This is a genomic window from Sphingomonas sp. DC5200-1 (assembly GCF_049897245.1).
Classification (GTDB): Bacteria; Pseudomonadota; Alphaproteobacteria; order Sphingomonadales; family Sphingomonadaceae; genus Sphingomonas; species Sphingomonas aquatilis.
In genome coordinates, this window is record NZ_JAFCVW010000017.1 from 17,614 (window position 1) to 40,810 (window position 23,197).

Annotated in this window: 23 protein-coding genes and 2 pseudogenes; 5 read left to right on the forward strand and 20 right to left on the reverse strand. The window is 61.8% G+C overall.

What is annotated here, in order from left to right; all coding sequences use genetic code 11:
- Positions 1-2: 2 nt before the first annotated feature.
- Entirely contained in the window at positions 3-1,421 is a 1,419-nt protein-coding gene (locus ACP7A3_RS19955; protein ID WP_043061314.1) for an argonaute/piwi family protein, read from the reverse strand.
- Positions 1,418-3,139, reverse strand: coding sequence for an SIR2 family protein (locus tag ACP7A3_RS19960; RefSeq protein WP_221235832.1), 1,722 nt, complete (start codon positions 3,137-3,139; stop codon positions 1,418-1,420). The genes ACP7A3_RS19955 and ACP7A3_RS19960 overlap by 4 nt, the downstream gene beginning before the upstream one ends.
- A 183-nt stretch (positions 3,140-3,322) precedes the next feature.
- Here ACP7A3_RS19960 and ACP7A3_RS19965 point away from each other — a divergent pair, with 183 nt between their 5' ends.
- From ACP7A3_RS19965 to ACP7A3_RS19980, 4 genes are all read left to right on the forward strand, one after another.
- A complete protein-coding gene (locus tag ACP7A3_RS19965; RefSeq protein WP_426256976.1) occupies positions 3,323-3,949 on the forward strand; it encodes a DUF2026 family protein in 627 nt (208 codons plus the stop codon).
- A 53-nt stretch (positions 3,950-4,002) separates the two neighbouring features.
- The gene (locus ACP7A3_RS19970; protein ID WP_043061332.1) at positions 4,003-4,650 is read left to right on the forward strand and encodes an abortive infection system antitoxin AbiGi family protein; all 648 of its coding nucleotides are present in this window, start codon (positions 4,003-4,005) and stop codon (positions 4,648-4,650) included.
- A gap of 119 nt (positions 4,651-4,769) precedes the next feature.
- On the forward strand, positions 4,770-5,249 hold the full coding sequence (locus tag ACP7A3_RS19975; RefSeq protein ID WP_043061312.1) for a hypothetical protein: 480 nt from the start codon (positions 4,770-4,772) through the stop codon (positions 5,247-5,249).
- Positions 5,234-6,010, forward strand: a complete 777-nt coding sequence (locus ACP7A3_RS19980; RefSeq protein WP_043061311.1) for a hypothetical protein — start codon at positions 5,234-5,236, stop codon at positions 6,008-6,010. The genes ACP7A3_RS19975 and ACP7A3_RS19980 overlap by 16 nt, the downstream gene beginning before the upstream one ends.
- Here the strand turns inward: ACP7A3_RS19980 and ACP7A3_RS19985 are convergent.
- The 16 genes and pseudogenes from ACP7A3_RS19985 to ACP7A3_RS20060 form a co-directional block, all read right to left on the reverse strand.
- Positions 5,982-6,345: pseudogene (locus ACP7A3_RS19985) on the reverse strand (transposase); the annotation flags it as partial. The gene ACP7A3_RS19980 and the pseudogene ACP7A3_RS19985 sit on opposite strands and share 29 nt — an antisense overlap.
- 102 nt (positions 6,346-6,447) lie before the next feature.
- Positions 6,448-8,361 (reverse strand): type IV secretory system conjugative DNA transfer family protein, encoded by a 1,914-nt coding sequence (locus ACP7A3_RS19990; protein WP_061780304.1) that lies wholly within the window; start codon positions 8,359-8,361, stop codon positions 6,448-6,450.
- A 12-nt stretch (positions 8,362-8,373) separates the two neighbouring features.
- On the reverse strand, positions 8,374-9,396 hold the full coding sequence (gene virB11, locus ACP7A3_RS19995; RefSeq protein ID WP_043061310.1) for a P-type DNA transfer ATPase VirB11: 1,023 nt from the start codon (positions 9,394-9,396) through the stop codon (positions 8,374-8,376).
- 1 nt (position 9,397) lies between these two features.
- Positions 9,398-10,708, reverse strand: coding sequence for a type IV secretion system protein VirB10 (virB10, locus tag ACP7A3_RS20000; protein WP_061780303.1), 1,311 nt, complete (start codon positions 10,706-10,708; stop codon positions 9,398-9,400).
- A gap of 1 nt (position 10,709) precedes the next feature.
- Positions 10,710-11,789 carry a TrbG/VirB9 family P-type conjugative transfer protein gene (locus tag ACP7A3_RS20005; protein WP_243403070.1) on the reverse strand — a complete coding sequence of 360 codons (1,080 nt, stop codon included), beginning with the start codon at positions 11,787-11,789 and terminating at the stop codon, positions 10,710-10,712.
- Positions 11,719-12,396: a virB8 family protein gene (locus tag ACP7A3_RS20010; protein WP_043061486.1), complete on the reverse strand. Its 678-nt coding sequence runs from the start codon at positions 12,394-12,396 to the stop codon at positions 11,719-11,721. Before ACP7A3_RS20010 ends, ACP7A3_RS20005 begins: the two co-directional genes overlap by 71 nt.
- Positions 12,397-12,836: 440 nt before the next feature.
- Complete coding sequence (locus ACP7A3_RS20015) at positions 12,837-13,889, reverse strand: type IV secretion system protein (RefSeq protein ID WP_241769379.1); 1,053 nt, start codon at positions 13,887-13,889, stop codon at positions 12,837-12,839.
- 42 nt (positions 13,890-13,931) lie between these two features.
- The gene (locus tag ACP7A3_RS20020; RefSeq protein ID WP_043061485.1) at positions 13,932-14,201 is read right to left on the reverse strand and encodes a hypothetical protein; all 270 of its coding nucleotides are present in this window, start codon (positions 14,199-14,201) and stop codon (positions 13,932-13,934) included.
- A 1-nt stretch (position 14,202) separates the two neighbouring features.
- Positions 14,203-14,928 carry a type IV secretion system protein gene (locus ACP7A3_RS20025; RefSeq protein ID WP_426256975.1) on the reverse strand — a complete coding sequence of 242 codons (726 nt, stop codon included), beginning with the start codon at positions 14,926-14,928 and terminating at the stop codon, positions 14,203-14,205.
- A 1-nt stretch (position 14,929) separates the two neighbouring features.
- Entirely contained in the window at positions 14,930-17,296 is a 2,367-nt protein-coding gene (locus tag ACP7A3_RS20030) for a VirB4 family type IV secretion/conjugal transfer ATPase (protein ID WP_043061483.1), read from the reverse strand.
- On the reverse strand, positions 17,289-17,630 hold the full coding sequence (locus tag ACP7A3_RS20035; RefSeq protein ID WP_082049400.1) for a type IV secretion system protein VirB3: 342 nt from the start codon (positions 17,628-17,630) through the stop codon (positions 17,289-17,291). Before ACP7A3_RS20035 ends, ACP7A3_RS20030 begins: the two co-directional genes overlap by 8 nt.
- Positions 17,623-17,949, reverse strand: a complete 327-nt coding sequence (locus ACP7A3_RS20040) for a TrbC/VirB2 family protein (protein ID WP_052814291.1) — start codon at positions 17,947-17,949, stop codon at positions 17,623-17,625. The genes ACP7A3_RS20035 and ACP7A3_RS20040 overlap by 8 nt, the downstream gene beginning before the upstream one ends.
- 20 nt (positions 17,950-17,969) lie before the next feature.
- Positions 17,970-19,271 (reverse strand): LPD7 domain-containing protein, encoded by a 1,302-nt coding sequence (locus ACP7A3_RS20045; protein ID WP_061780302.1) that lies wholly within the window; start codon positions 19,269-19,271, stop codon positions 17,970-17,972.
- Positions 19,268-19,873 (reverse strand): lytic transglycosylase domain-containing protein, encoded by a 606-nt coding sequence (locus ACP7A3_RS20050; RefSeq protein ID WP_043061480.1) that lies wholly within the window; start codon positions 19,871-19,873, stop codon positions 19,268-19,270. Before ACP7A3_RS20050 ends, ACP7A3_RS20045 begins: the two co-directional genes overlap by 4 nt.
- A complete protein-coding gene (locus ACP7A3_RS20055; protein ID WP_043061496.1) occupies positions 19,870-20,223 on the reverse strand; it encodes a hypothetical protein in 354 nt (117 codons plus the stop codon). The genes ACP7A3_RS20050 and ACP7A3_RS20055 overlap by 4 nt, the downstream gene beginning before the upstream one ends.
- On the reverse strand, positions 20,223-21,014 hold the full coding sequence (locus ACP7A3_RS20060) for a hypothetical protein (protein ID WP_061780301.1): 792 nt from the start codon (positions 21,012-21,014) through the stop codon (positions 20,223-20,225). The genes ACP7A3_RS20055 and ACP7A3_RS20060 overlap by 1 nt, the downstream gene beginning before the upstream one ends.
- A 156-nt stretch (positions 21,015-21,170) precedes the next feature.
- On the opposite strand from ACP7A3_RS20060, the gene ACP7A3_RS20065 reads away from it, so the two are divergent.
- On the forward strand, positions 21,171-21,845 hold the full coding sequence (locus tag ACP7A3_RS20065) for a Hin recombinase (protein ID WP_240456340.1): 675 nt from the start codon (positions 21,171-21,173) through the stop codon (positions 21,843-21,845).
- A 304-nt stretch (positions 21,846-22,149) separates the two neighbouring features.
- Here the strand turns inward: ACP7A3_RS20065 and ACP7A3_RS20070 are convergent, their stop codons facing one another.
- Both ACP7A3_RS20070 and ACP7A3_RS20075 read right to left on the reverse strand, forming a co-directional pair.
- The gene (locus ACP7A3_RS20070) at positions 22,150-22,398 is read right to left on the reverse strand and encodes a helix-turn-helix domain-containing protein (RefSeq protein ID WP_043061479.1); all 249 of its coding nucleotides are present in this window, start codon (positions 22,396-22,398) and stop codon (positions 22,150-22,152) included.
- A 183-nt stretch (positions 22,399-22,581) separates the two neighbouring features.
- A pseudogene (locus tag ACP7A3_RS20075) lies at positions 22,582-22,719 on the reverse strand (recombinase family protein); the annotation flags it as partial.
- Between the last annotated feature and the right edge of the window lie 478 nt (positions 22,720-23,197).

The window sequence follows — 23,197 nt, forward strand, 5'->3', positions numbered from 1 at the left end:
CGTCACATGAAGAAGCGGAACTGAAACGGGGTACTCCCCAAGCGGGGCATTCGTTTAAGAACCCGCGCTAGGACCTTGGCGTAGCTCATGGTCACGGGTAGGGGATCGTAGAGTCCGTCGTTGTTCCAATTCATCTTGGAAAGCGCCAATGCCGCCATAGCCGTGTCATCCCACGAGCCATGTCCGGCGTGGCGCACAAGCCGGATCGGCTTGGGAGTTCCCCGCCCGCCCTGAAGGTGCGGCCGCTTGCCCAAGCCGTCTACCGCGCCGTGTATCCAAAGCAGCGCGTCTCGTGGGCCGAGCTGTACCAGCGTTCCCCGTTTGACCGGATATGCGGCGGCCTGATTGCGGCGTGGATTGTTGGGGTCCTGCTCCCACCAGACACCACGCCACCCGACCTCATCAACGACTTGGATGAGATCGACCGCTTCGCAGACCGGTAGCGCTTCGAAGCAACCAGCGATCTCGTCGCTTTTGAATTCGGTGGTCTTGTGGATCATCACGCGTCGAGGTGAGCGTCCCCCGTGTCGTCGCCTGTAGAGTTCGAGCGACCGCGTGATCACTCGGAACATCTCGGCACGAGACAAAAACGGGTTCTCCCGTTGTACCTGAATTTCATTGGTATCAAACGCGATAAATTCTAATCCGGCGCCGTCCTCATCGAAAACCTGACTGCAGCAGGTTACGAAACGTGGACTACCGCTGTCGTCATTACGAACGGCATAGGAAATGCCGATGAAGGCCGTTTCCGCCTTGGTGTCAGCCAACTTCCAAGGAATGCCGCCAGCCTTGGCATAGATTGCGAGGCCGATACGCCACATCACGCTCGCTCGACATGAATAGGAGAGCGCGCGCCCTTCACGCACGATCTGGATCGGCATCCCGCGAATTGCTGCAAAGGCCTTCAGATAGTCGTGCAGGTCGAAGTCATCGTCGTGGCCGAAGAAGGCGGCCTCCCAGCGATCGGGCAGGTAGACGAACAGAACGTCGAACTCCGTGCGAAACGCCTCCAAGCAGCGAACTGCTTGGATAAGGCGGTCGGCCAGCAGAGTATGCGGCGCCGGGCTCGCGGCGAGATCGGCGTCCAGTGCCGGCTCAAGTTCGACACGGCACTTGGCCGGTGCCGCGGTTACCCGCGTGTTGAACACGGCCGAGAAGCCCGGCCACTCGGGAAGATAATCGGTTCGTTCACGTGGCGAAAACGTCCGGTGGAGCTCTTGCATGAAGCCGAACAGGCGGGTGGACTCTCCGGCCGGCGCAATGGTGGCAACCCGAATGGGACTGGGCACCTGCGAGGCGGAAAAGGGACCAAACCTCTTGAGGCCGCGTAGCGGATGAATATCTCGATCGCCGCTGCGCTCAGGATGGAAGAGGAGTTCCGGCTCCGGATACCAGACGTGGGGCGAAATTTCGCTGCTCATGGCGTCACCCTGAACGAGAACGCGGTTCGTCGCCCGACGGCGAACGAAGCGTCGATCCCATCTCCAATCCCCAGTGCCCGCACATTCTCTCCGGCAAACAGTCCCGTCCAGAAATCGATGAGCTTATCCGCATCCCGGTTGTAGCGGCGCGCTGTTCGCTCGCGCGCAAAGTCGGCCGCCTTGGCCCGGCTTGCGGTTGAGCCATCGTCGTCCGTATCGATCCGGGGCTCAACCAAGAGCCACAAGCGGTCGTCCGCCCAATCCAAGCGGACCGCTACTCCCTCCCGCCATCGTACCTTGCCGCCGTCGATCCGACCTTGGAGCGGTCCCACCAAGCTGCGCAGCGACCCCCAATGCTCATCTGCCGGGTCGTGCGGTGCCAGGATATGGACGTTGCGCCGCCGCTGGGCATCAAGCCCATGTACACTGCACAGCCCACGAACCAGCGCCTCTCGCAGCAGGCCTCGTTCACCGGAATCGTAACGCAGTCGCCGATCCTCAAAGACGGACAGATCAAAGTCCGTGATATCGTAGGGGGCGAAGACGCGGCGAAACTCCTGGTCCGAGCCGAACCCAATGACTCCCCCGCTGGTGCGGGTAGCAATCAGATCAGCCTTCGCCGCGAGTATTGCATCCCGGACGTCTGCCGCCCCACCAATTCCACAAACGACGCGGCGGGCGTTTGTCGGTATGGATTCGACCTCGATCCCATTTAGTCGGACGAGAGGCCAGTTATGTTTGCCGGTCAGCGCCGGGGCGGCTGTCCACCAGCGTTGCTTCTGACCCAGGCTGTCGAGCGCTGTCGAGTCGAGGTCAGGCAACAGACGCACGAGATCGCGAAGCGCTTCGTCCAAATTCTCGATACGGACCAGCCCGCTGTCGACGCCAACCGCCTGGGCGCGTTCGAGCAGCTGGTTGACGCGTTCGAAGGGTGGCTCCTCGCCGCGATGCAGCCAAAACAAGCCTCCCGGGAAGGCGCCGGGGCGTTCGAGTGCTGCCTCGAGCGCATCCATAATGGACGCATCGCGTCCGCTATACCCCCCGACGACCAGACCGGATCGGCGGCAGGAATCGACGAGCACCTCTCTGAGCTGTGCATCCTGCTGCCTGAGCTCGTCGGGTGTGTTCTTGAGCCGGCGGGACCGGAAATCGCCGTGCAGCTTGACCTCGATAGGCCATTGCTGCGCTGCAATCTGCTCGGCTGCCAGATCAGGCGCATCAAGGGCCACGACGCTGAGCGACTTGGTGGTGCCATAGGTTTGTGCGCAGGCATCCGCGACGAGGTGATCGAAGTTGGTGGTCCAGATCAGGTGAGCATGCCCCGCCTTTAGCAGGGCAGCGAGCGCTAGGTGGCCATAAGCAGGCTTTGCGCCGCCGATCATGCCATCGATGAACGTTCGACGGTCCTTCTCGGCGGGATAAGCTGCTTCGAATAGCGCCGCATATTCGTCCGGAGCACCGGGGACTGGTAAGCTGCCCGATCCGCTGACATGGGCGTCGAGCAACGCACGCACACTCGGATTGCCGGTGTCGGCGATGGTCGAAAGCGGCACCCGCCGCTGCGCCGCATAGAGGATCTGCTTGAACTGCCAGATCATGTCCCATGCGGTGGGCACGCCCGCAGAGACAGACGCACCCGCGCCCAGAAACCACATGAGCTGACCAGGTCGCAGCGCGAAGCGCCGTGCGAAGTCATCACTATCTATCTCAGGTGCCAAGCCATTCCCCTCCCGGGCCACGCTAGCCAACTCAGGCCGCCTGTAAAGTAGAGGCAGCCAGCGTTGTGAGATCGGTCGGACTGAACCAAAACACCCGCTTCTCGAAATCTGCCGGTTCTCGTCAGTGCCGCAGGAAGCCGTCAGCTCTAGGCACTGGCCTGGGGCGATCACATATAAGACTGTATGAGCACTTTTCTGCTTCCGTTATCCGAGTTCAACCGCATCCATCAGGTGATCCACGGCACGATCAAGGACGAGGGCAATCCCGGCAAGGCGTGCACGCTCTTTGCCTGCATCGGCGCCTTAATCTTGAACAAGCATTACAAGATACCGGCCAGGGCGGTAGCCGGAGGTTTTGCGCTATGCGTCGAACCCGAGAAGGTCATGTTCTTCGGGCGGGATGGGGGAGGTACCGTAGAGTTCGACGAAGACGGCTTCCACATGTGGGTCCAAACCGAGACCCACGTGATCGACTTCATGTCTCGCTTGTACCAAGAAGCGTTCCAGGACGTGCAGCAGGAAGTGGCCATTCCACGCCGAATGTTGCAGAAGCGGCTATCCGATGAAGCACCCGACCTCAACCAGCTAAAGAAGGCCGGCGACTACTTTACGATGCCCGATCCGGAGCTGAGCGAGCGCTTGATCGATCACGTCCTAGACCGGCCTATCAACACCGATATTATCCACATCGCTGAAACATGGTTCGGCACGCGTCGAGGTAAGCAGAAGCCATCGCTGACGATCGGCAGCAATGACGGGCTGGTTCGTGACCTGCGGCTGCCGGCGACCGTCGCGCGAGGAGCTTGGTAAGCCATGGCAGTTGCACGATGCCGCTCCGGTTCGCCTAGCCCATGGCCCCTGCGATGCCGCTGATCGGCACAATTGATCCTGCATGGAAGGACATGTCCAAATACGTAGTCCACTTCGCCAAGGAGTCTAAGTTCAAATCGGCCTATGATAACGCAATTGCGATCCTGTACGAGCGGCGCATTGTCGCGATGAAGGCGTTCGGTGCCGGACGCCATCTTCCGCACGCCAAGCGCTCGGTCTGTTTTAGTGAGGTGCCGCTTCATCACTTCAAGCGCCTGGCTGACGCGCGAGGTCAGCACGGGATCGGCTTTCGCAAGGAGTTTCTGGTCGAGCGAGGCGGCGGGCCGATCCTCTATGCCTATAAGGATACGCCGCAGGCGCAGGCGATCAATGCCCTGGTCCATAGCGCAGCCGGCGATCCGGCCGCTCCGGTCTGGAATTTGGCGCCCTTTGTGGACTTGCCCGGCACCTATGGTGTCTCGACCTACCTTTTCGAGTGGGAGCGCGAGTGGCGACACGTCGGCGACCTACCGTTTGCAGAGACGGAACCGGCGTTCCTAATTATTCCCGAAACGCTCCACGATGCCGCCAGAGGCTTCTTCGCCTCCGCTAAGCTCGATCATGTCGGCCCGAGCTACGAGTGTCCGTTCATCGATCCCTACTGGAGCGAAGACAGGATCGAGATGGCGTTGTCGGGCTGAGCGCTTGGGTGTTGAAACGGATCTCAATCGGTTGCGCTGTCTGGATGTAAGCGTTGTCGGCACGGCAGGCGAGACTGCACGGAACGACCGACAAGCTTTGCTCACCACGGAGATCAAGCGTGACCTGCATCTACTGTCCTTCCGACGGCCCTTATACTGAAGAGCACGTCGTCCCGGCGGGCATGGGCGGTGACGACGGCAAGTGGTTGCTGAAGGATGTCGTCTGCGGGGTCTGCAATACTGACGTTTTCTCTCCCATGGAAACGAAGGTAATGCGCGCCTCTCCTCTGGCGATCGCCCGCTTGTTCAAGCAGACCCGGTCACGAAAGCGGGGCAAAAGGACTGCCGCGCCCTCTATTTACGCGCCGGTCAGTTACTTTGATGATCCACAGTCCGGTCTGCTTCTTGAACAGGAGCTTGGCAGCGGAGGCCAGTCAATGGTTTGGCCGCAAGTGAACTACGTACCGCCCGAACGGATGACTGTCAGCGCGACCGACGCGGCGTCGGCGAACGAGTTGATTCGCGATCTGGGGCACTCGCCGACCTGCTTACGCTTTGTGAAAAGCTGCGGGACGGTGTCGAGGTGCGTTACCGTCTGACTTTCTTGCGCTGGGACGGCGTCGCTTACCAGCCGGGCGAGGTCGACAGCGCCGCAGCAGCGCCGCGCGGGGCCGTCTGGCTCGAGCCGCTCGAGTACCCAAATACCGAAACAACCGGAACTCTTACCGCGCGTGTCTTTCGTAGGGGCAGGGGGGCGATGACTTGCCGGGCGGAAGATGTCGAGGCTGTCGCCAGCCTGCTAACCCTAATCCGTCAAAACCACCCGAAGCTCGTCGTCCCCGCTGACGCCACCTCAATCAGTACCGACACGCCCGGAATCCATCTTCGCCAGACCATGGATCCCGTTGCCTATGACAGAGTGCTGGTCAAAATAGGCGTAAACGTCTGTGCTCATCTGTTTGGAGACGCAGCTGTTCGGACGCCAGCATTTGCCAGCGCCCGAGACTATGCGCGCTACGGAACTGGCAGCGTCGTTCAGCTTTCGATCGAGGAAGCCAAGAAATTTACCGAAGCTTTCCCGGTGCTCGCACACCATCATCTGCTCCTGGTCGCCACCAAGACACCGGAGGGCGAAAAACCTGGCTGTGTCATGATCACCATGCAGTTCTACGGGGGGCTGACGCATTCCTATTTGCTTGCCGTGGGCGACGTGGTCCCGAACGCCGCAGACCCAATCTTCGTTGTAGTCGACTATGAAGCCAACGTGATCGAGCGTCACACTCCGGAAAGCTTTTCACGGTTCGCGAAGCGAAACGGTGCGACTTGGCGTCCTATCGACCTAGCTGGGGGGAGTAGCTAGGGTCTGGACTCGTTGATCGCAGCCAGGAGATGATGGTGGCCGCGAGGCGACGTCGGAGAAAAAGGCGTTTGGGCACCGATCGTAGCGGGAGCCGACACGGCGCCAGTCCTTCAGACGGCCGAACATGATCTCGATGCGGCTTAGTCGTATCTGAGCGACTCTTTACCCGACCTTCGACGCGGGATGCCGGGTTTAATGCCCTTGGCGTTAAGAGCATTCCTGACCCGACGGCGTCATAGCCGCGATCACTGAGCAGCCACTGCGCCCTTGTGCGGGTCGTCGAGCAGCGCCGCCGCACCGGTGTAATCGCTGACCTGGCCCGCGGTCATGAAGAAGCTCGGGCCGAAGAAAAGTCGTGAATGACCGCGTGTGGGATCGCGTCGCCCATGCTGATCTTTGAGGGTCTAATTATCTGGCCATCGGCGATTGCCGAGAAACTAAGCGACCCGAATGTTGAGTGCGATCAGATGATCGAACAGCTCCTTTGTTCGTGCGCTTGGAGGCACAGCCAAGGCTGCGTCCACGGCGGTACGACTGAGCAAGGTACGCCGTTGATCAGAGCTCCCATGGGTTGAATTCGGCGACGCGAGGCCGGAAGCGGCAATCGCAGCAGCGTCCTCCGCGCCGGACTCGCTTGCCTGAATGACCCTCAAGCTATTGCGGGCCACCGCGGGATCGAGCCGGATCATCGGCATGGCAGGTGGCGCGATCCGTGTGCGTGCCGCGAGCTTCTTCTCGGCATAGTATCGAACCTTCTTGCCATAGGTCGCATACATGCCACGCCGAAAGACAATGAGATCGTCCTCTGGCAACATTTCAACCTCCTGGGGAAGCATCAACGGGCGGCGCTGATCGGACAGCGACGTGGAGCCACCCCCGCCTCCCCAGGTCCCTATCGAGCGCGATCGTGATTTGAACGTGTACGTGCCAAGCTGCTCGGAGATATTCTTCGCATCGGACAGCCCTGCCGGGCGGAGGATGAGCCGCACGGCACAATTGCGTTCGATGTCGGCCGCCACCTTGTCGCCGTAGACGCCTTGGATCTGCTCGATCGATTGGAAGGCCGGAAGCAGCCGGAGACCATAGCCGGCGACGTAGCTGAAGGCGTTCGCCAGGACGGAGCACTTGCCGAGGCTGGCGAATTCGTCGAGCGCGAGAAGCACCTTCACCCGGTGCCGATCTCCCTTTGGCAGTTCGCGCACATTCAGGTCGACGAGCTGCTGGAACAGCAAGCCGTAGATCGGCGCGGCGCGATCGAGGTCGTCGGGCGAGACACCGAGATACAGCGAGATACGCTCATCTCGGAAGTCGCGCAGATCGAAGTCGCTTTCCGAAGTGGCGGCATCGACATAGGGGTTCAGCCACGCATTGACCTTGGCCGTCACCGACTGACGAAGCCCCGTGAACGTGTTCGCCGACGACGACGTGTAATCACGGATGGCAGATTCGCAGCCCCCAGACAGCGGCTTCCCGGTCGCTTTGCGCTGCTCGATGATCTTCGGGAACCGTCGCTGCGCGTCGCCAGCTGCGAACTGCCGGTAGACTTCACCGAACGTGAAGGGGAGCGCGTCTTCGCCATCGTCGGCCGTCGCAGCGATATAGGCCGTGACGCCAAGAAACGCCGTACGTGCCCCCTCGGCCCAGAACTTGTCGCCGGTCAGCGGATCGGGGAACAGCATGACCGCGATTTTCTGCAGTTCGTTGATCACCTCGACCGGATTGCGACGATCGATATAACTGAGCGGATTGTAGCGAGCCGTCCGTCCGGATGGATCAAGCGGGTTGAACAGGACGACACGCTGGCCCAGCTCCTTCAGGCGATAGCCGGCCGTGTTGTCCCAATTCTCCTGCTTAATATCGAGAACTACTAGGGAGTCGGGCCAGTCGAGCAGGTTGGGAATGATGACGCCAACGCCCTTGCCAGCCCTGGTCGGAGCCTCGAGCAGCACGTGCTCGGATCCGTCGAAGCGCATCACCTTTCCGCCGAACTTGCCCAGGACGATGCCTGCCTTGCCGAGCAGCTTGCCCTTGCGAACCTCGCCCGGCCGCGCCCAGCGCGCCTCGCCATGGAGGGTCTGCCGCCGGAAGAGCGAAGACGCGATCAGAAATCCGGTGAGCACCAGTCCGATCCCGAAACCGACGATGAACGGCTTGTAGATGATCGGATAGGCACGCATCGACCACAGGGCCGCCGGGACCTTCAGCCACGGTGTCTTGGCACTGAGAAGATGCGCGCGGCAGAGGACTGCGACGGCTCCGATCGCCGCGCTGAACGCAAGGCCGATCACCGTTAGAAAGATGATTGCGCCGGGTTGCGACCCTTCGCTGCTCCGGACCCACTTGCCGCTCACGCGCGACCCTCCTCAGTCTCGCGGCTTACCCGCCGGATCGAACCACACCTCCGTCATGCGATAGCGCGCAGGCTGCCCGTCTCGCGGGGGCAGCCGGTCCATTTGCACGACGATGTCCACCAGCGACCGCAGCAATGCTCTGATGTCATGGCGGTCGAGGTCGCTTCCGCCGTCCGACTCCTTCACCAGGAGCGTGAGCTGCTCGAGCGCGCCCTCGGCCGTATTGGCGTGGACGGTGGTGATCGATCCGGGATGACCGCTGTTGACGTTCCTTAGGTAGAAGAACGCCGTTCCATCGCGCAGCTCCTGGAGGAGGATGCGATCAGGGCGCATGCGAAGGGCAGACTCCAGCAACTCTTTTGCCCCGACCTTCTGCAGCCCCTTGCCGTCCTTGGCGTACATCATGTGGACGCGGTTGCGCTGCGGCACGACCAGCTCGCGCGTATCCTCGATCGTCAGGATCCGCTCATGGTCGGGGATCAGCTTGATGAGCCCCTTCGAAAAGCTGGTCTTGCCCGATCCTGTGGCGCCGGAAATCAGAATGTTCTTCTTCGCTTCCACGGCCAGTCGGAAGAACGCCTTCCAATCACCGGCCGCGCGCCGCGCGAGCAACGCCGCATCGATCTCCTCGTGAAGCCCTTTGGCACGCACCTCACTGAAAAGACCGGCCCGATCGAAATCGTCGAGGTCCATCGAGACACCGGATGCTTTGCGTACCGTGATCGAGATGAAGCCTTGCTCGACTGCGGGTGGAACGACGACCTGCGCTCGTTCACCGCCTGGAAGGACCGATGATACGATCGGATACTCAGCGCTGACATCCTGTTTGGTGCAGCCGGCGATGAGCCGCGAGAGCGTCATCAAAGACGAACTGTCGAGCGAAGGCTCCTCGTGCCACTCCCAACCCGCGCGAGTTTCCAGTCCAATCAGGCCGGGCTCGTTGATGACGAGTTCTGTGACGTCGGCGCGCTCCAGATGGCGAATGATCGGCGCCGCGTTATGAGCGTAGAGCAGCGAGGCTGAACCCGACGCCATATCAGCGCCTCAGGCGCACTTCGTAGACCGACCGAAAGTCAAAATCCTTCGCGACGAAAATAGCCGCCGTATCGCCTTGGTTCTTCTTCAAGACGGGCCTGATCTGCATCGTCTGTTGAAGAACGGTATTGGCGGTGTTGCCCGGAACCTGCGTCGAATAGGTTCCTTCCCCTTGAACCGCCCGGCTCGCGATGTTGGAGGCGTCCTCCAAGACCGAAATAACGAGGCCAAGGCCGAAGCGGGACCAGAATTGTGTATCAACCCCGCCCGGCAATCCCGCGCGCCCAAGACTGTCAGACGCCGGCGAACCAAGGTTGATCGCGACGCCGCGAGGGGTGAGTGCCCGGGTCCAGAGAACGAAAAGGCGCGCCTGACCTTGCGTGATCCCGCCTGCATACTGGCCGAGCACCTTCGTGCCTTTGTCGAGCAGCACGATGCGGCCGTTTTCCGAGAAGACGTCGTGATTGATGACGCATGACACAAAGCCCGCCTGCGTCGAGTTTATCGCCGTCTGCAGCGTGCAAGGGATGACGGTTCCGGCGCTGAGGAGGAGACTGCGGTCGCCCACCATCGTCGCGCGCACCGTCTGAATGCCGGAATGGCTCAGCTGGTCGCCGAGGTCCGTAGCGCCCTTTGCCGTTGCAGTGCCTTCGCCTTGGTCATTGAAGCCGCTCGCGCCGACATCACGACGAGCGACCATCGACCGCCCGGTCTGGAGGTCGCTGCCATCTTGGACCCCACCGGGATCCTGCGAAGCTCTCGTCGCGTCATTTGCCGATCCGGATGTTTCGGGGGTCGGACCCGTCGCACCGAACGCCATGATCGGCGATCGGCGCGCTGCATCCGCCATGATCCTTGCCTGTTCCGCGCGGCGCTGAGCGGGCGTCTGTTGGCCACTTGCGGTCGGACCCTGGTTCGCCACGACACCCGCCGCAGGATTCGCATTGCCGCTCGCGTCGACCGTCGGTGTCGCCGGCGTGATGGGACGACCGAAGATATCGGTTGCGGGAGCGCCAGGTTGGCCGAGCTGATTGGCGAGCGCGGCGCGCTGGACATTTGGATTGGCCATCACCTCGTCAACGCTGCGATCGCTAGCTTTCGCAGGCGCGGCAGCGTTGGTCGCGTTCACCGGTCGATGAAAGGCACCGTACCCGATGGCTATGCCGCTAATTGCGCCGACAAGCCCTATCCCAGCGCTCAGAAGGGCAATATTCCCCCAGCCGCCGCTACGCGCCACCATGGTGTCCGGCTGTTGCGATGCGATCGGCTCGGGGCCGATCGACCCGCCACGATCGATGATGGTCTCGGCCATGCTATTGGTCCTTCACCTTGCGCTCGACGACGTTGGACACGGTGCCGGTCCGGTCACCCCGGACGTTGCGGGGAGGGGCCTCGTTGAAGATGCACAGTACGGCGGTGCCGCGACGGAGCCGCAACTCCCGATACACCGCATGGATCACGACGAAATCCTCGCGCACGTCGTAGGGAACGATGGTTTCGGTACCATCGACGTCGACCGCGAAGATCGACGGAACGTCGGCATGACCCGGATATCGCAGAACAGTGAACTCACCGTTGTCCGATACCTCGCTAGGCTGCAGTGCCACGTCGCCCTGCACCGTATAGTTCAGGTTCCGCTGACCCTCGATCACGGCATGGTCGAGCGCCGCTGTGGTAATACCAGACTCGATCGCCTTGGCGGCCTGCGCCTCTGCGACCTGAGCCTGCAAAGCGGCGACCGCGCGCTCCTCGCGCAGATAACGAAAGCGGACGCCGTACATCGTGCCGGCCGTCCCCAACGAGAGATTGAAGTGATAGGTGCGAGCCACGCCTGCCGCATTGGTGACGACAATCAAATTGGTGGGCCCGGCGCGTTCCCGGGGCTTCAGGAACACGATGTTGGCGACCGGCGCGATCTGCCACGATACCGTATCCCCGAGCGCCGCCTGCGTGATCGTCTCACCGGGTCCAAATCGGATCTCGATGGCATGGCGGAAACTGCCGACGATCGAGACAACCTGATCGGGATCGTAATTGACGTCTCGCAACCGGGTGTCCTTCGACCCCGGGCGAGGGACCTCAGAGGCGGTCGCGGGACGAGGGATCATCGTCGACGCGATGAGCCCGACCGCTGAGAAGGCGACTAGCCGATGCCATATCCTTCCAATCCCTCGCCAGAACCGGCTCGTCGCGCCCGCTTTCGTCACGGTCAGCTTGCTCATCGAAGGCGACAGCCGCTCCTCGACCCTCCGACGCAGCGCCGGAAGGAACGGGACGACGACACGATCCGGGTTCACCCGGGAGTTCGATGGCTCGTTCATGTCACGCCTCCGGATCAGAGCGATAGTTGACGACCTGGAAGCCGAGCGGATTGATGTTGCGATCTTTCTCATGCTCGGGGGCTGTCGTGAATTTGAAGGTCAGGATGGCGTTCCAATTCTGTGCGATGGGAGCGCTCTGTCCGTAGGTAATGATCTTGGAATAGCGGACCTGCGCGACGGTCTGGCTGAGGAAGCTGATCGACCGGATCGAAATCGATACGAAGCCTTTGTCACCATAAATATTGGACGGTGCATTCCTGTTGCTTGACTGGACGCTGTTCAGATAACGCTGTGCTTCGTTCTGATCGCTCATCAGCATGACGGCATAGGCATTTTCGCGTGCTGCATCGTTGAGCCAGCCCTCCCGTAGCCGGACGTATTGCGCGATGAAGTAGCGATTGACCGCCTCATCGTAGGTGCGGGGCTGCGGTCCCTTCAGGGCCGTGACGATCTGGGTTTCACCCGAGGATCGGTCGACGCGGATCACGAACGGATCAACCGTCTTGAGCGGGGTCAGCATCGCGACGGCGGCCACCGCGACAATCGCCAATACCACCGCGACTGCCGCGATGATCCAAGCGAGCTTCTCGCGTCCTGCGGCAGCGCGGAAGCGATCGTATTCCCAGGTCCGTGACGTCTGAAAATACTCGTCCTTCTTCTCGGCCTTCACCGCCGGCATGGCGTCGTCCCCCTGATCAGCATGGAAGGTAGGATCGAGCGACGATCCGGTTTGACAGGCGGGGCTTGGCCGCCGGACCTAGGATCTCGCGGCCCGACGATGAGGAAGGCGTGCCCGAGCCTCGTAGCGTCGGGATCTCGGGGGCAGACGCAGGCTGTTGCGGTGGCGCGGAGCCGGATGGCGGGGCGATCATTGATCGTGCCGCCGCTTGCGATACAGGCACGGGGATCGGCAGCGTCGGAAGAACGCTGCCGTAGGCGTTCGCTGGCCGTCGATGCTTGCCGTCGCAGACCGCCGGCTTCTTGAGTTGCGCGCCGGCACATCCGCTAAGCGCGATCGTGCCGATCGCCACCAGGGCTAAGCCTCTCATACGATCTCCAATGCTGGTGATGCTGGATCCAGCGGCCTGGATCCGATCTGGACGATGCTCATCGCTATGGTCATGCCGCGCGATTGATCGAACCGCCGCTCGCCGCCCGATTGGCTGGAGTGGCAGCCTGGGTCGCGCGCCGGAACATCAGGCGATTGGCCATCATGTTCGCACCCGTCATCAGAAAGCCATGGCCGCTGGACGAGGCGCCGCCGGCGATCCCCGAGGCGATGGCGGGGGACTGAAAAAAGAAGATCGAGCCGACGATATAGATCGCTGAGCAGGAGATCGTCGCCACGACCATGACCCCGGCGCTGAGTGTCAGATACGTATTCTCGGTGGTGACAAAGATGGTACCGTCGCCAATTGAACCCAGGATGCCGTCCATCGCGGCCTCCTGCAGGCCGGTGATGAATTTCGTCATGATCGCCATGATGACCATCAGGAGAACGAAGTTGGTGGTCTGCTTCAACCAGCCATCGAACAGCCACCGCGAGGAGTTGAACAGTAAGCAGGCAAGAGCAAGTGGCGCGAGCGCAACGCAGATCGAAACGGACAGCTTGGCGAAGATGACGATGCAGAAACCAATCGACGCCGACAGAAACGCAAAGACGTATAGGATTGCGATGCAGATATAGGTGACCAATGAACACGTCAGCTGAATGAGCGGCGTCCGGAAGTCAGTCAGGCCGCGCGAAGCCTGCGCCTGGACCTTTGTATTCGCGTCGACCATTCGCTGACCGAGTTTGCCGGTGTCGGCAACATAGGTATCGAACGTCGTGCCCGGATTGGTGACTGGCGTCCCCGACCCTGCCGCGATGATCTGGGCTGGCAGGTCGGTCGCGATGTTGACGACAAAGGTCGTATAGCCGACCGCGCTGGCCGCCGCGAGCGCGAAGCCGACCTTTCCAGCTTGGAACACGAGCTCCCGGAGTGGCGCCTGGATAGCACCCCGCAGGACAGCGAAGCCGAGCAACAGGAAGTAGATCGTGGCCGCAAGTGCAAGCGGCGCCGCGACGAAGCTCACAAGGCCCGAACCGAAGGTCGCGACGGCACCGGCAATGGCACTCTCCACGTACCCATACATGGTCGTGAACAACGTCATGATGTTGGGAGCGGCCATGCTAAACCCGTCCTGATATTGCGAACCGACACCGCACGAGCATCACTTCCTCAGCGTGTTCGCCTTGAAGAAATCCGAATCCTTCTTGCCCGCCTGCATCTGTGCGACGGAGATGGTGGCCTCCTGCGTGGTCGCGCAGAACTCGGCCTTTCGCGCCGGCGAAAGCTGGCTGTATTCGCCAGTGTCACATTTGCCCTGCCACTCGGTCAGCAGCGATCGATCGGCGATAAGTTGCTTGGCGGTGGGAATGGAGACTTGCTGTTGGCACGCGCAGACGGTCAGTAGCCCACATAATGAAATGAACCGACGCATGTTACCTCCGGATCGTGTTGGCCTCGAAGAACGCTGACTCGTTGCGGCCTGCGGATACCAGCGCAGCACTTGCGGCCAGATTTGCCGCACCGGCTTGGGCCATCTGGACCGCCTGCATCTTGAGCATATCGTTCTGGAGCTGCGCCTGTTCGACCGCGATGCGCGCCTGCAGGTCCATGACATCCTTCGGATCGCGGGCGCTCGCCAATTGCTGGCGGAGCTGATCGAGGCCCTGGGTCCGTGCTTGGGTCACGTTCAGGGTGTTTTCGCCGAGTGCCGCGGTCGTCGCTGCGGCCCCCGTGCCGTTTCGCAACGCCAGATCATAGGCTGCGTCCGCGTCGGACGATCCGGTTCCTGAAAGACGGTACCTTGCCTGGATATTCGAGGCGAGGTTGCCGAGCGGCCCCAGCCTCGAAAGGTTGCCGGATAGCAACGTTGCTGCGTCGGTATTGGCGTCGGGGAGGAGGTTGCGCACCTGAGGCAGGTTCAGGGTCGAGGCGATCTCGCTCATGTTGGTGAGCTTCTGCAGCGACTGTAACTGGTTGGCGGCCGTCTGGATCTGCTGCCTTCCTTGGTCGACGATGGTCAGGGTTTGACGGGCGGTCTGCAACGCTTGGAGATACGTCGTCGTGTCGAACACCGGGATGCCCTGCGCCGCGACGGGCGCGGCGAGTCCGATCACCCCGACCGATGCTGCGAGGCCGAGCAAGGTCCGTTTGATCCGCATGTCAGCTTTTCCTCTCGTTAACGTAGAATAGTGGCAGCCAGTCGTTTGGATGGTCGCCGGCGACGGCGATCGCTTCATCCATGGCGATCAGGGTCTCTGCCCGTCCGGACAGGACTTTCAGCTCATCTGGCATGCCGCCGAGGTCGAGCTTGGCAACGATGGAGGTGTGGCCCTGCTTGACGAGAAAGCAGCGGCTCTCCGGCGTCAGATCCTCGCGGATCAGCCGGAACTCCGCTTCCGTCAGTCCCAGCCCGTCGCAATAATCGGAACGCTTCGCATCCGAGTTGGGCAGGAGGATCTTGGTCGCCGTCTGCTCAATGATCGAATGGGCGATCGGAGAGCGCAGCGCGTCCGCGGGTGACTGCGTGCCGAAGACCATGAACGCGTTGCGCTTGCGGAAGGTCTTCAGTCCGTCCTGCGCGAACGATCGAAAGGCTTCGTCCTGCAGCGCTTTCCAAAACTCGTCGATATCGACGACGACCCGCTGTCCATCGAGCAGCTCGTTCACCCGGTGAAACAGGTAGAGCATAGTAGGCGTGCGGATCTCCGGGTTCTCGAGGAATTGCGTCATGTCGAAGCCGACGAACCGTGCCGACAACGATACCTCGTCGACCAGGCCGTCAAAGGCCCAGCCTAGCGATCCGCCTTGGCACCACCGCTCGAGCCTGGCGCCGATCCCCTCGGCGTCCGCGTAGCCGAGCATCTCGCGCAGCGCGCCCATTGAGCGAGCGGATGAGGGAAGCCGCATGACGGCGTCGATGCCGTCATCGATGAGACGGTCTTCGGCAACCGTGAGTGGCCGGTTCTCACGACGAACTAGCACGCGGACGAATTGACGGAGGAAGGCGATATTCTCCGCAGTAGGTGGCAACCCCTTTAGCGGCGCAAAGCCGGTTGGCTCGCCATTGCGCAACGTCAGGTAGGTGCCTCCACAGGCTCGGACAAAAATTTCGGCGCCGCGGTCCTTGTCGAAGAATATCTGCCGTGCGCCGGTCTTTTCGAGCTGCGCCTGAAGGAAGTTCTGCAGCACGGTCTTCCCCGCACCGGTCGGGCCGATAATCAGCGTGTGCCCGATGTCGGCGCGATGAAAGTTGAACCAGAAGGACGACCCGGCGCGCGTCTTAAGCAGCGTGACCGCCTCACCCCAATGGTTGCCCGATCGGCGTCCTGCAGGAAACGTGTAGAAAGGGCTCAACGCAGCAAAATTGCGACTGTTGATCACCGCTGGACGTGCCCGCATTCGAAAATTGCCCGGCAGCTGTGCCCAGAACGCCGCCTCGAGCGCGACATCTTCGCGCGCCATGACCATCCCGGTATCCGCCGCGGCCGAGCGCGCGATCGATAGCCGCTCGAGCAGCCGTTTCGGATCGTCGTCGATTACCGAGATCGACAGGTGATGCTCACCCATGACGAACCTGTTCGCCATGAGTTCGTCCTGGCCGTCCAGAAGCTCGATCGCTTGGCTGACGCCGGCATCATCCGACGACGTCATCTGCTTGTATTTCTTGGAAAAGCGCTCGCTAGCGGCCTGTTTTACCAGCGGGGCGAAGCTCTGCGTCAGCACAAAGGGGAAATCGAGCTTGAGCAGGCTGTTGAACTGCCCTGTTCGCGTGCTCGCGACATACTCGCGGACGCCGAACATCCCGAGATAATGCGACTTGTGCGGCAGCCGGATCTCGGCCGCTTCCCGGCCGAACACCACGCGGGATTGGTACAGCGCCTGTCCCAGACGGCCATCCAGCAGGGGCACGCGGATGCGGTCGCCCGTCAGAATGAAGTGCAGCACCTCCATGGGCTTCGAGAACAGGATGCCGTCATGTTCATAGAGTGACAGTGGCTCGGGGGCGGCGTCCGCCAGCAGCGTTTCAAAGTCGCGGCACTTGTCCGCCATGATCGCCAACGCGCGCGTGTCGAGTTCGTCGGGGCTACTCCGTCGTCCAAAGAAGCGCGCTACCTGGTCGCCGGCCATGCTCGATGGCCGCACGATGACCGCAACATAGAACTCGTTGTGGTAGAGGACCTTCTCCCTCAACGCCTCAGAGTAGCGATCTTGCAGCCGCCGGGCGAAATCCGAATGGAAGTCACCGCCGAGGACCGGATCGGTCGCTGTTCGAACGAGATGCGTCCACAATGCGACACGATCGTCACCGATCGATCGCCAGGTGATGTTGAGCTTGGTGTGCCAGGTGTTGAGGTCGGCGATATCGCTCGTCTCGAAGGGCCGTCCGTCGACGCGATATAGTCGCATCAGCGAGCCGTCTTCGAGGGCTACGACTGTGTCGTCGACGTGCCGGGTGTAGGGGATGAACTTGACGTCGTCCGTCTCGCGCACGGCAACGCGCTTGTGCTGCAGCCGGGTGTCAGTCATTGCCGAACTGCTTGCGTCTAACGGCCTTCCCGAGGCGGACGGGAGAATAGCTCCCGCCACCCCAGAACTTCCGGTTCTTCGACAGGAAAACCGTCTGGAACCAAAGGCCCCACAACCGAAAGGCATTGTAGTCGTAGTGGACGACCATCCGCGCCGGGAAGTAGAGCGCGCCGAACAATGCCAGGGGATAGAACGGGTTATGCATGATCCCCCACAGGACCATGCAGACCATGATGATCGGCATGATCGCCTCGAGCGGCAGTCCCATGAAGACCGACGGCCTGGTCAAGGCGAGGAAGACCTTATCTTCCGCCAATTTGTCGGCTTCAGCCACCCGAGCTCATCCAGCCGACGATCGTCGTCGCCGAGAAGATGATGCCAATGCCGATCAGCACGGTGACGGCGCGTCCCCAGTCCATGCGGCCCGTTAGTTTCGCATAACCGACTGCCATGACCGCGATCACACCGACGACGCCGGCAACCGTAACCATCCAGTCCTTGATGGTGTTGAGCCCGCCTTCGATTGCGGTTCCGCTACTCTGGGCAAGTGCCGGCTGCGCGATCGCGGCGAGAGCAATCATGCCGGCGACGCCGATCAGTTGCCGGGCACGACGATCGGACATCAGCCTGCCCATGTTCGACGTAAACTTCATAGGGGTCTCCATCGCTAGCTCTACCGCTCCATGTCGGATCGGATCTGGATCGGCTCGACCTGTCGAACCGGGGTCGGCTCACGCACTGAAACCTCGAACCCCCGCCGCAGCACGTCCGAAATCATCTGTCGGCTTTCGAGGTTAGCGGTTGCCATGCGGCCCGCATCACCGCCGAAGACCTCGCCGATATGGAGCTCCATCGCGGCCTGTGCCTCGCGCGCGCCGGCGAGCCGTGGATCGGCCGAGACGCGATCGATGGTCCCGTTCAGAAAGATCTCCGCCAGTTCTTCGCTCTCGCGCTGTCTCGCACTCGCGTCGCGGTCCTGACGTTCCCCGACAGTCGGCTCTCGGTCGATCAGCGTTCCGCTGCCGGCGGCCGAATGCTTCGTGCGGGCGGCGTCTTCTAGTTCATCGGCAATGGCGCTGGTGGCGCGCTGTGGCTCGCTTGCCTCTAGATGAGGGGTTTCGCGGTGCATCCCCGATCGCACGCGAGCGATCGCGTCGGCGATTTCGCCATGGCTTTCGTCGACCATGTCCAGTGAGCGCAACCGGTCCGGCCCGTATCCCACCTGCTCGAACGCCGCAGCCAGCGTTGGGCTCTCGAGGGCGCGCTCCAGAGACGTGTTTACTGCCTCGCGATTATGATCGAGGCGCTCCGATCGAACGTCGCGATCGAAAGCATCCATGCCTGGACGCAGGGGCGCATCGAGACTTTTGCGGTCCTCGATATGCCGGCTGACCGTGAGGAGGAGCTTTCGGTCGCCGCTCGATAACGCGTTTCCGTCATCGTCGCGCAGCGCGCCGCGGCCATCCGCCTCCGGCGGAGTCATCGCTGCCTTGGGATGTGTTTCGCCGACAATGTCAATGCGCGGCGGGGCAGCGGCTCCCTGCTGAGCGTCGCGCTCGCGGCGCTCCTTCGATGCGCGTCTGGCCTGCTCCACGCGCTCTTGCTCGTTGAAGCTGGGATCGTAGCCACTGACCCTAAGTCCTTCGCGGGTCGCGGCCTCCCAAACGGCCTGCCGAAACTCCGGCGACCCGTCGACCGCGATGCGATCCCAGCCGCTATGCTGCGCGATTGTCACGAGGGCGGCCACCGTCTCGGCGTCCTCACTTCGCGCAACGATGCGATCGTTCGTGATCTCGATCGAGGGTCCATCGCGATCAGTGGGCCGGAAGAGACCGATCCGCTGCTCGCCATCGGCACCGTCAACGACACGAACGTCGTATCGCCCGGCCAGGGCCGGTGGTAGCTCGAAGCCGGCCGGCTCGGCTGGAACCACAGGCATTCGGTCGTCCCGGACGATGCTGTTGGCGCCGCTCATTTGAACACCGTGACTGTGGTCGGCGAAAGCGGGCCGACGACCCATTGGTCTTGGGCTGTCAGCGTTGGGTGTGCCGCCGAAGCCGCGCGTGTCGCCGCAGCAGTGTCAACTCCTGGCAGGGCTGGAGCGGTTTCAATGGACCCCAGGTTCACCGCGGCTGACCAGACGCGGCCTGCATAGCCGTTGCGTAGACCACGGGTGAGGGACCCGGTGTTGTACATCGAGTACGTCGCAGAGATCGCGTCCAACCCCGAATAATGCCGGGCGGCGGTGTCGTAGCTGCGCTGCAGGATCACCGAGGCAAGACGAAGATTATTGCATGGCTCAAACACGCTCTCGATCGTCACGCCGAGACGGGTGAAATTTGCTGAGTTGATCTGGGCGAGGCCGACGTCGACCGTGTAGCCCGCCGCGATATAGCGGCGTACCAGCGCCGCTCCCTCCGGAACTGTTCTTGCGCGAACACGGGGACCCTTGTTCACGTTTATCTGCAACGGCTCGCCGCCGCTCTCGGTGAGGACGAGCGGCACGATCGCTTCGGTCGCGATCTCGGGAGCGCAGGCTTTCGCCAAGGCGATGATGGCCGGTACGTCGTAGCTCATTGGGACGTCACCGTCTGGTAGCGCGTGTCGAGCTGGTAGCGTGCCGTCGTTCCATCTGACTTAGAGACGGTGAGGCTGTAGCCATGTTTCGTTTGACGCGTCCGGATGCCGACGCCGATGCAGCTGGGGAACACGCCACCGATCGCGAGATGCTGCCAGAGCTTCGTAATTGGTGGCACACAGGCGGGATAGGTCGTCGGCGAGCCCGGTGTCGCGAGACACAGAACGACCTGACAACCCCAGTCGGACGCGCGTGCCGGCTGTGGCACCGCGATCGCCAACACGCCGGCAAGGGGGATCACGACGCCCGCTGCGCTCTGCGAGATCGTCTTGAGAGTCCGTGCCAGCATCATCCACCTCCTTGAAGCGAACGAGGACCGGTCGTCGCGAAGACGTCCCACGCCGCAGGTCTCGGCTCGGCAACCGACCCCTCGGGGACCGCGTCCAGCTGCCTGGTTCCGGCGGGTTGCTGCCCGCTACCGTTCCGCGCGACGTCCAAGAACCAGTCTTCGCCGTCCTCGATGTGCTGCGTCCGGTCTATGGTCTGTCCCGGGCGGGCGAACGCGACGTGCCAGTGATTGGAATGCCCTTGATCGCCTGGGCCAAGGAGCTCGATGATCCGGATGCCGTGCTGGGCCATCAGTGCCCGGATCCGGCAACGATCGATCGTCCCGACGCCGCCAGCCGGCACGAAGTCGACGGCTTGTCCGACTTTGTGCCAGCTGTAGCGGGCCCCATATGTCGCATTCGCCGGTCGGATCGTATCGGTGACGCGGGCGCCGAACGCCTTGCGAAGCAGGCTGACCACATCTGATACGCTTTCGGTACCGGCGAGCGGCGATCCGCGGCCGCCATCGCCGACACGCGCGAGACTGCATGGATCAAACACCGTCGATGGAGTGACCCCGAAGGTCGTAAAATGGCGCCCCGCGATCTGGAGCGGACCCGCGGTGAAGTCGGCCCTGAGGGCGAGAAGGTCGCGTACCGTCGCTTCCGCATCCGCGAGGTTCTGCGGCTCTCGCAGCAAGGTAGCGCCGCTGATCACGGCAACCGGAAAGGACCCCGCCGAGATTGGCTGAGCGGGTCCAACCATGGCTGCGCAGAGCTGGATTGCCTTCGCTGTGAGTGCCGCTGGAAGCATGATGCTCCGTCCATCTGGTGCAGTCCAAATAAACTCTAAAACGAAAATGACGCAAGATGGAAATTCGGCAGAGTCGCTTTAACGGCCTTCCTGGGTGCCGGCGGTTGCGTGGTCAGGCCGGTCTTCGACGCGCACCGTGTTGCTCGGAGCCTATGGTTGACCTACAGAATTCGCGCCCGGCACACGGTGGCGCTGGCGCCGTTCATCGAGAGGAGGGCAGGGGTGGGAAAAGTCGTCGCGTTCCTCGCGGAATGCCAAGGATCGGCGACGATCGACGATCAGAAGGCCGCCATGAACTCCGAGGCGCTCATCGTCGTTGCGGGCCGTCAGAGCTTCAACAAGCTGGGCGATCTGCTCGCACGCAGCGGTCTCCAACTTGAGGCCGGCGACAGGGTCGTGGTTTATGATCTGTCGTGTATCACACTTTCCACCCCGACGTTGATCCGCCTTATCGACCGGATGCTCCGCCGCGGCATCGCGTTCGAGATCGTAGCGGCGGGCGTTGTCATCGAACCCGCACCTGACGACAAGCTTCACGCGCTGATCCGCGCCCTTGATGGGCACCATCGTTATTTGCACGGGTTAAAAACACATCCCGAGACAGCGTCGCGGGGGCGCAAACGGCTTCTCGACCCAGATGATCTGCCTGCGATCAAATCGAGGCTGGAGTCACCGGGGGCGACGGCAACCGATGTCGCCCAGGAGCTACGCGTGTCGCGCTCCACCTTGTTCAACTTTCTCGAACGGTACGATCCCGACCGGGTCAGAAGGAGCAAGAAGATCAGCGACGGGGGTGATGAGGATATTAGAAAGCAGCGTCATCTCGCGTAACGTCACGCAGTCTGACGTCGCGCCCATGATATCCTTGATGCGCTGCACGGAAAGTGTCGCCCGCGCCGCCAGGACTTCAACAGAGAGCCCGGATCGATCTGCCAGCGCCGCGATCCTCAGACCGAAGCGACGTCGCATCGCTTTACCATCGCTCACGCCGACACTCCATACGATAGACCAGATACCGCTTTGTCCGGTTGCTCGAAGCAGTCGATTGCTACCCAATTGGATTTAGGAGGCCAGCGTAAAAGGAACAACGCCGTGTTTGGATGCAAGAAGCGATTAATTCGGAGTGATTAGGTTCCTAGTCGTTGTTCGGACGAAGCAAATCCCACACATCGGTGTCGAGAACTTCGGCAATCTTCGCCATGAGATCGAGCGTCGGATTGGCCTGTGCGCGCTCGACCTGCGAAATGTAGGCGGCCGTGCTGCCGGTCCGCTCGGCGAGTTGGGCTTGCGTCATGTTGTGAGCAAGGCGACGCTGTTTGAGCCTTCCGCCGAAAAGCTCGGCGAGAGGCAGCCTGACGTTATCGGCGATGATTACCTTTGGCATGATGCAGCGCTACCAAGTTTTTCGTGTAAGTCCCACAGTCTGCATCGAGGCGCGGCGCTCAACGCAGGATCACGGCAAGGCTGGGCCACGCCCGCAGGACGCCACGCTTCGTCAATGCTCTTGCGGCGCACGTTGGGTCCAGTGGGCCGCTAGACCGATGTCGTTGTCCAGCCCGTCCGGTAGTCAAAAAAGCTCCGGTCGGGCTAGGCGAGTGCCGCTCTCGTGTTCGACATAGCGCGCTGCGATCCGGAGGCCATGTGAGGCGGCGAACGCATCCAGCGCGGCGCGAGCGCGGTTGGCGTCCTGTTCAGCGATCGATGCGCGGAGATAGGCCCGGACGAACGTACCTCAGTGCTTGATGAACGGTCTTGTTATGTCCAGTCCTTTTTGAACGTCGTTTGACGGAAACGAGACTGAGCGCGCTCCAGTCTTTCAGAGGTATGCCCAAAAGACTGGCTGGGTCGATTTGCTAAGTTTGGCTTCTTAGGGAACGCCGCGAGGGACTACGCCGGACGAAAGCGCCGTGACACGGTGGGGTTAGCCGAACCGGTGTTGAGCGCGTAGTCGCTCCGGCGTGCTTTTCGGCTAAGTGTATGTGCCGACGGAGTGATCGCAAGCTCAAAGCCCGCTGGGTCGATCCAAACAACCTCATTATCCCGCAGTACGGGTACCACGGCATAGTGCTGATTCCGAGGGAAGCCGCCCCCTCATTCCGAAATGATGCCGCCCCCCTGTTCCGAGAATTACTCGCCCCCTGATTCCGAGATGATGTCGCCCCCTTTGCGGGGATGACGATGAA

Coding starts and splice junctions, on each gene's coding strand:
- ACP7A3_RS19955 (WP_043061314.1), bottom strand. CDS start 1,421: ATGAGCAGCGAAATTTCGCCCCACGTCTGGTATCCGGAGCCGGAACTC.
- ACP7A3_RS19965 (WP_426256976.1), top strand. CDS start 3,323: ATGAGCACTTTTCTGCTTCCGTTATCCGAGTTCAACCGCATCCATCAG.
- ACP7A3_RS19970 (WP_043061332.1), top strand. CDS start 4,003: ATGCCGCTGATCGGCACAATTGATCCTGCATGGAAGGACATGTCCAAA.
- virB11 (WP_043061310.1), bottom strand. CDS start 9,396: ATGGCGTCGGGTTCAGCCTCGCTGCTCTACGCTCATAACGCGGCGCCG.
- virB10 (WP_061780303.1), bottom strand. CDS start 10,708: ATGGCCGAGACCATCATCGATCGTGGCGGGTCGATCGGCCCCGAGCCG.
- ACP7A3_RS20005 (WP_243403070.1), bottom strand. CDS start 11,789: ATGAGAAAGATCGCAACATCAATCCGCTCGGCTTCCAGGTCGTCAACT.
- ACP7A3_RS20010 (WP_043061486.1), bottom strand. CDS start 12,396: ATGCCGGCGGTGAAGGCCGAGAAGAAGGACGAGTATTTTCAGACGTCA.
- ACP7A3_RS20015 (WP_241769379.1), bottom strand. CDS start 13,889: ATGGCCGCTCCCAACATCATGACGTTGTTCACGACCATGTATGGGTAC.
- ACP7A3_RS20020 (WP_043061485.1), bottom strand. CDS start 14,201: ATGCGTCGGTTCATTTCATTATGTGGGCTACTGACCGTCTGCGCGTGC.
- ACP7A3_RS20025 (WP_426256975.1), bottom strand. CDS start 14,928: ATGCGGATCAAACGGACCTTGCTCGGCCTCGCAGCATCGGTCGGGGTG.
- ACP7A3_RS20030 (WP_043061483.1), bottom strand. CDS start 17,296: ATGACTGACACCCGGCTGCAGCACAAGCGCGTTGCCGTGCGCGAGACG.
- ACP7A3_RS20040 (WP_052814291.1), bottom strand. CDS start 17,949: ATGAAGTTTACGTCGAACATGGGCAGGCTGATGTCCGATCGTCGTGCC.
- ACP7A3_RS20045 (WP_061780302.1), bottom strand. CDS start 19,271: ATGAGCGGCGCCAACAGCATCGTCCGGGACGACCGAATGCCTGTGGTT.
- ACP7A3_RS20050 (WP_043061480.1), bottom strand. CDS start 19,873: ATGAGCTACGACGTACCGGCCATCATCGCCTTGGCGAAAGCCTGCGCT.
- ACP7A3_RS20055 (WP_043061496.1), bottom strand. CDS start 20,223: ATGCTGGCACGGACTCTCAAGACGATCTCGCAGAGCGCAGCGGGCGTC.
- ACP7A3_RS20060 (WP_061780301.1), bottom strand. CDS start 21,014: ATGCTTCCAGCGGCACTCACAGCGAAGGCAATCCAGCTCTGCGCAGCC.
- ACP7A3_RS20070 (WP_043061479.1), bottom strand. CDS start 22,398: ATGCCAAAGGTAATCATCGCCGATAACGTCAGGCTGCCTCTCGCCGAG.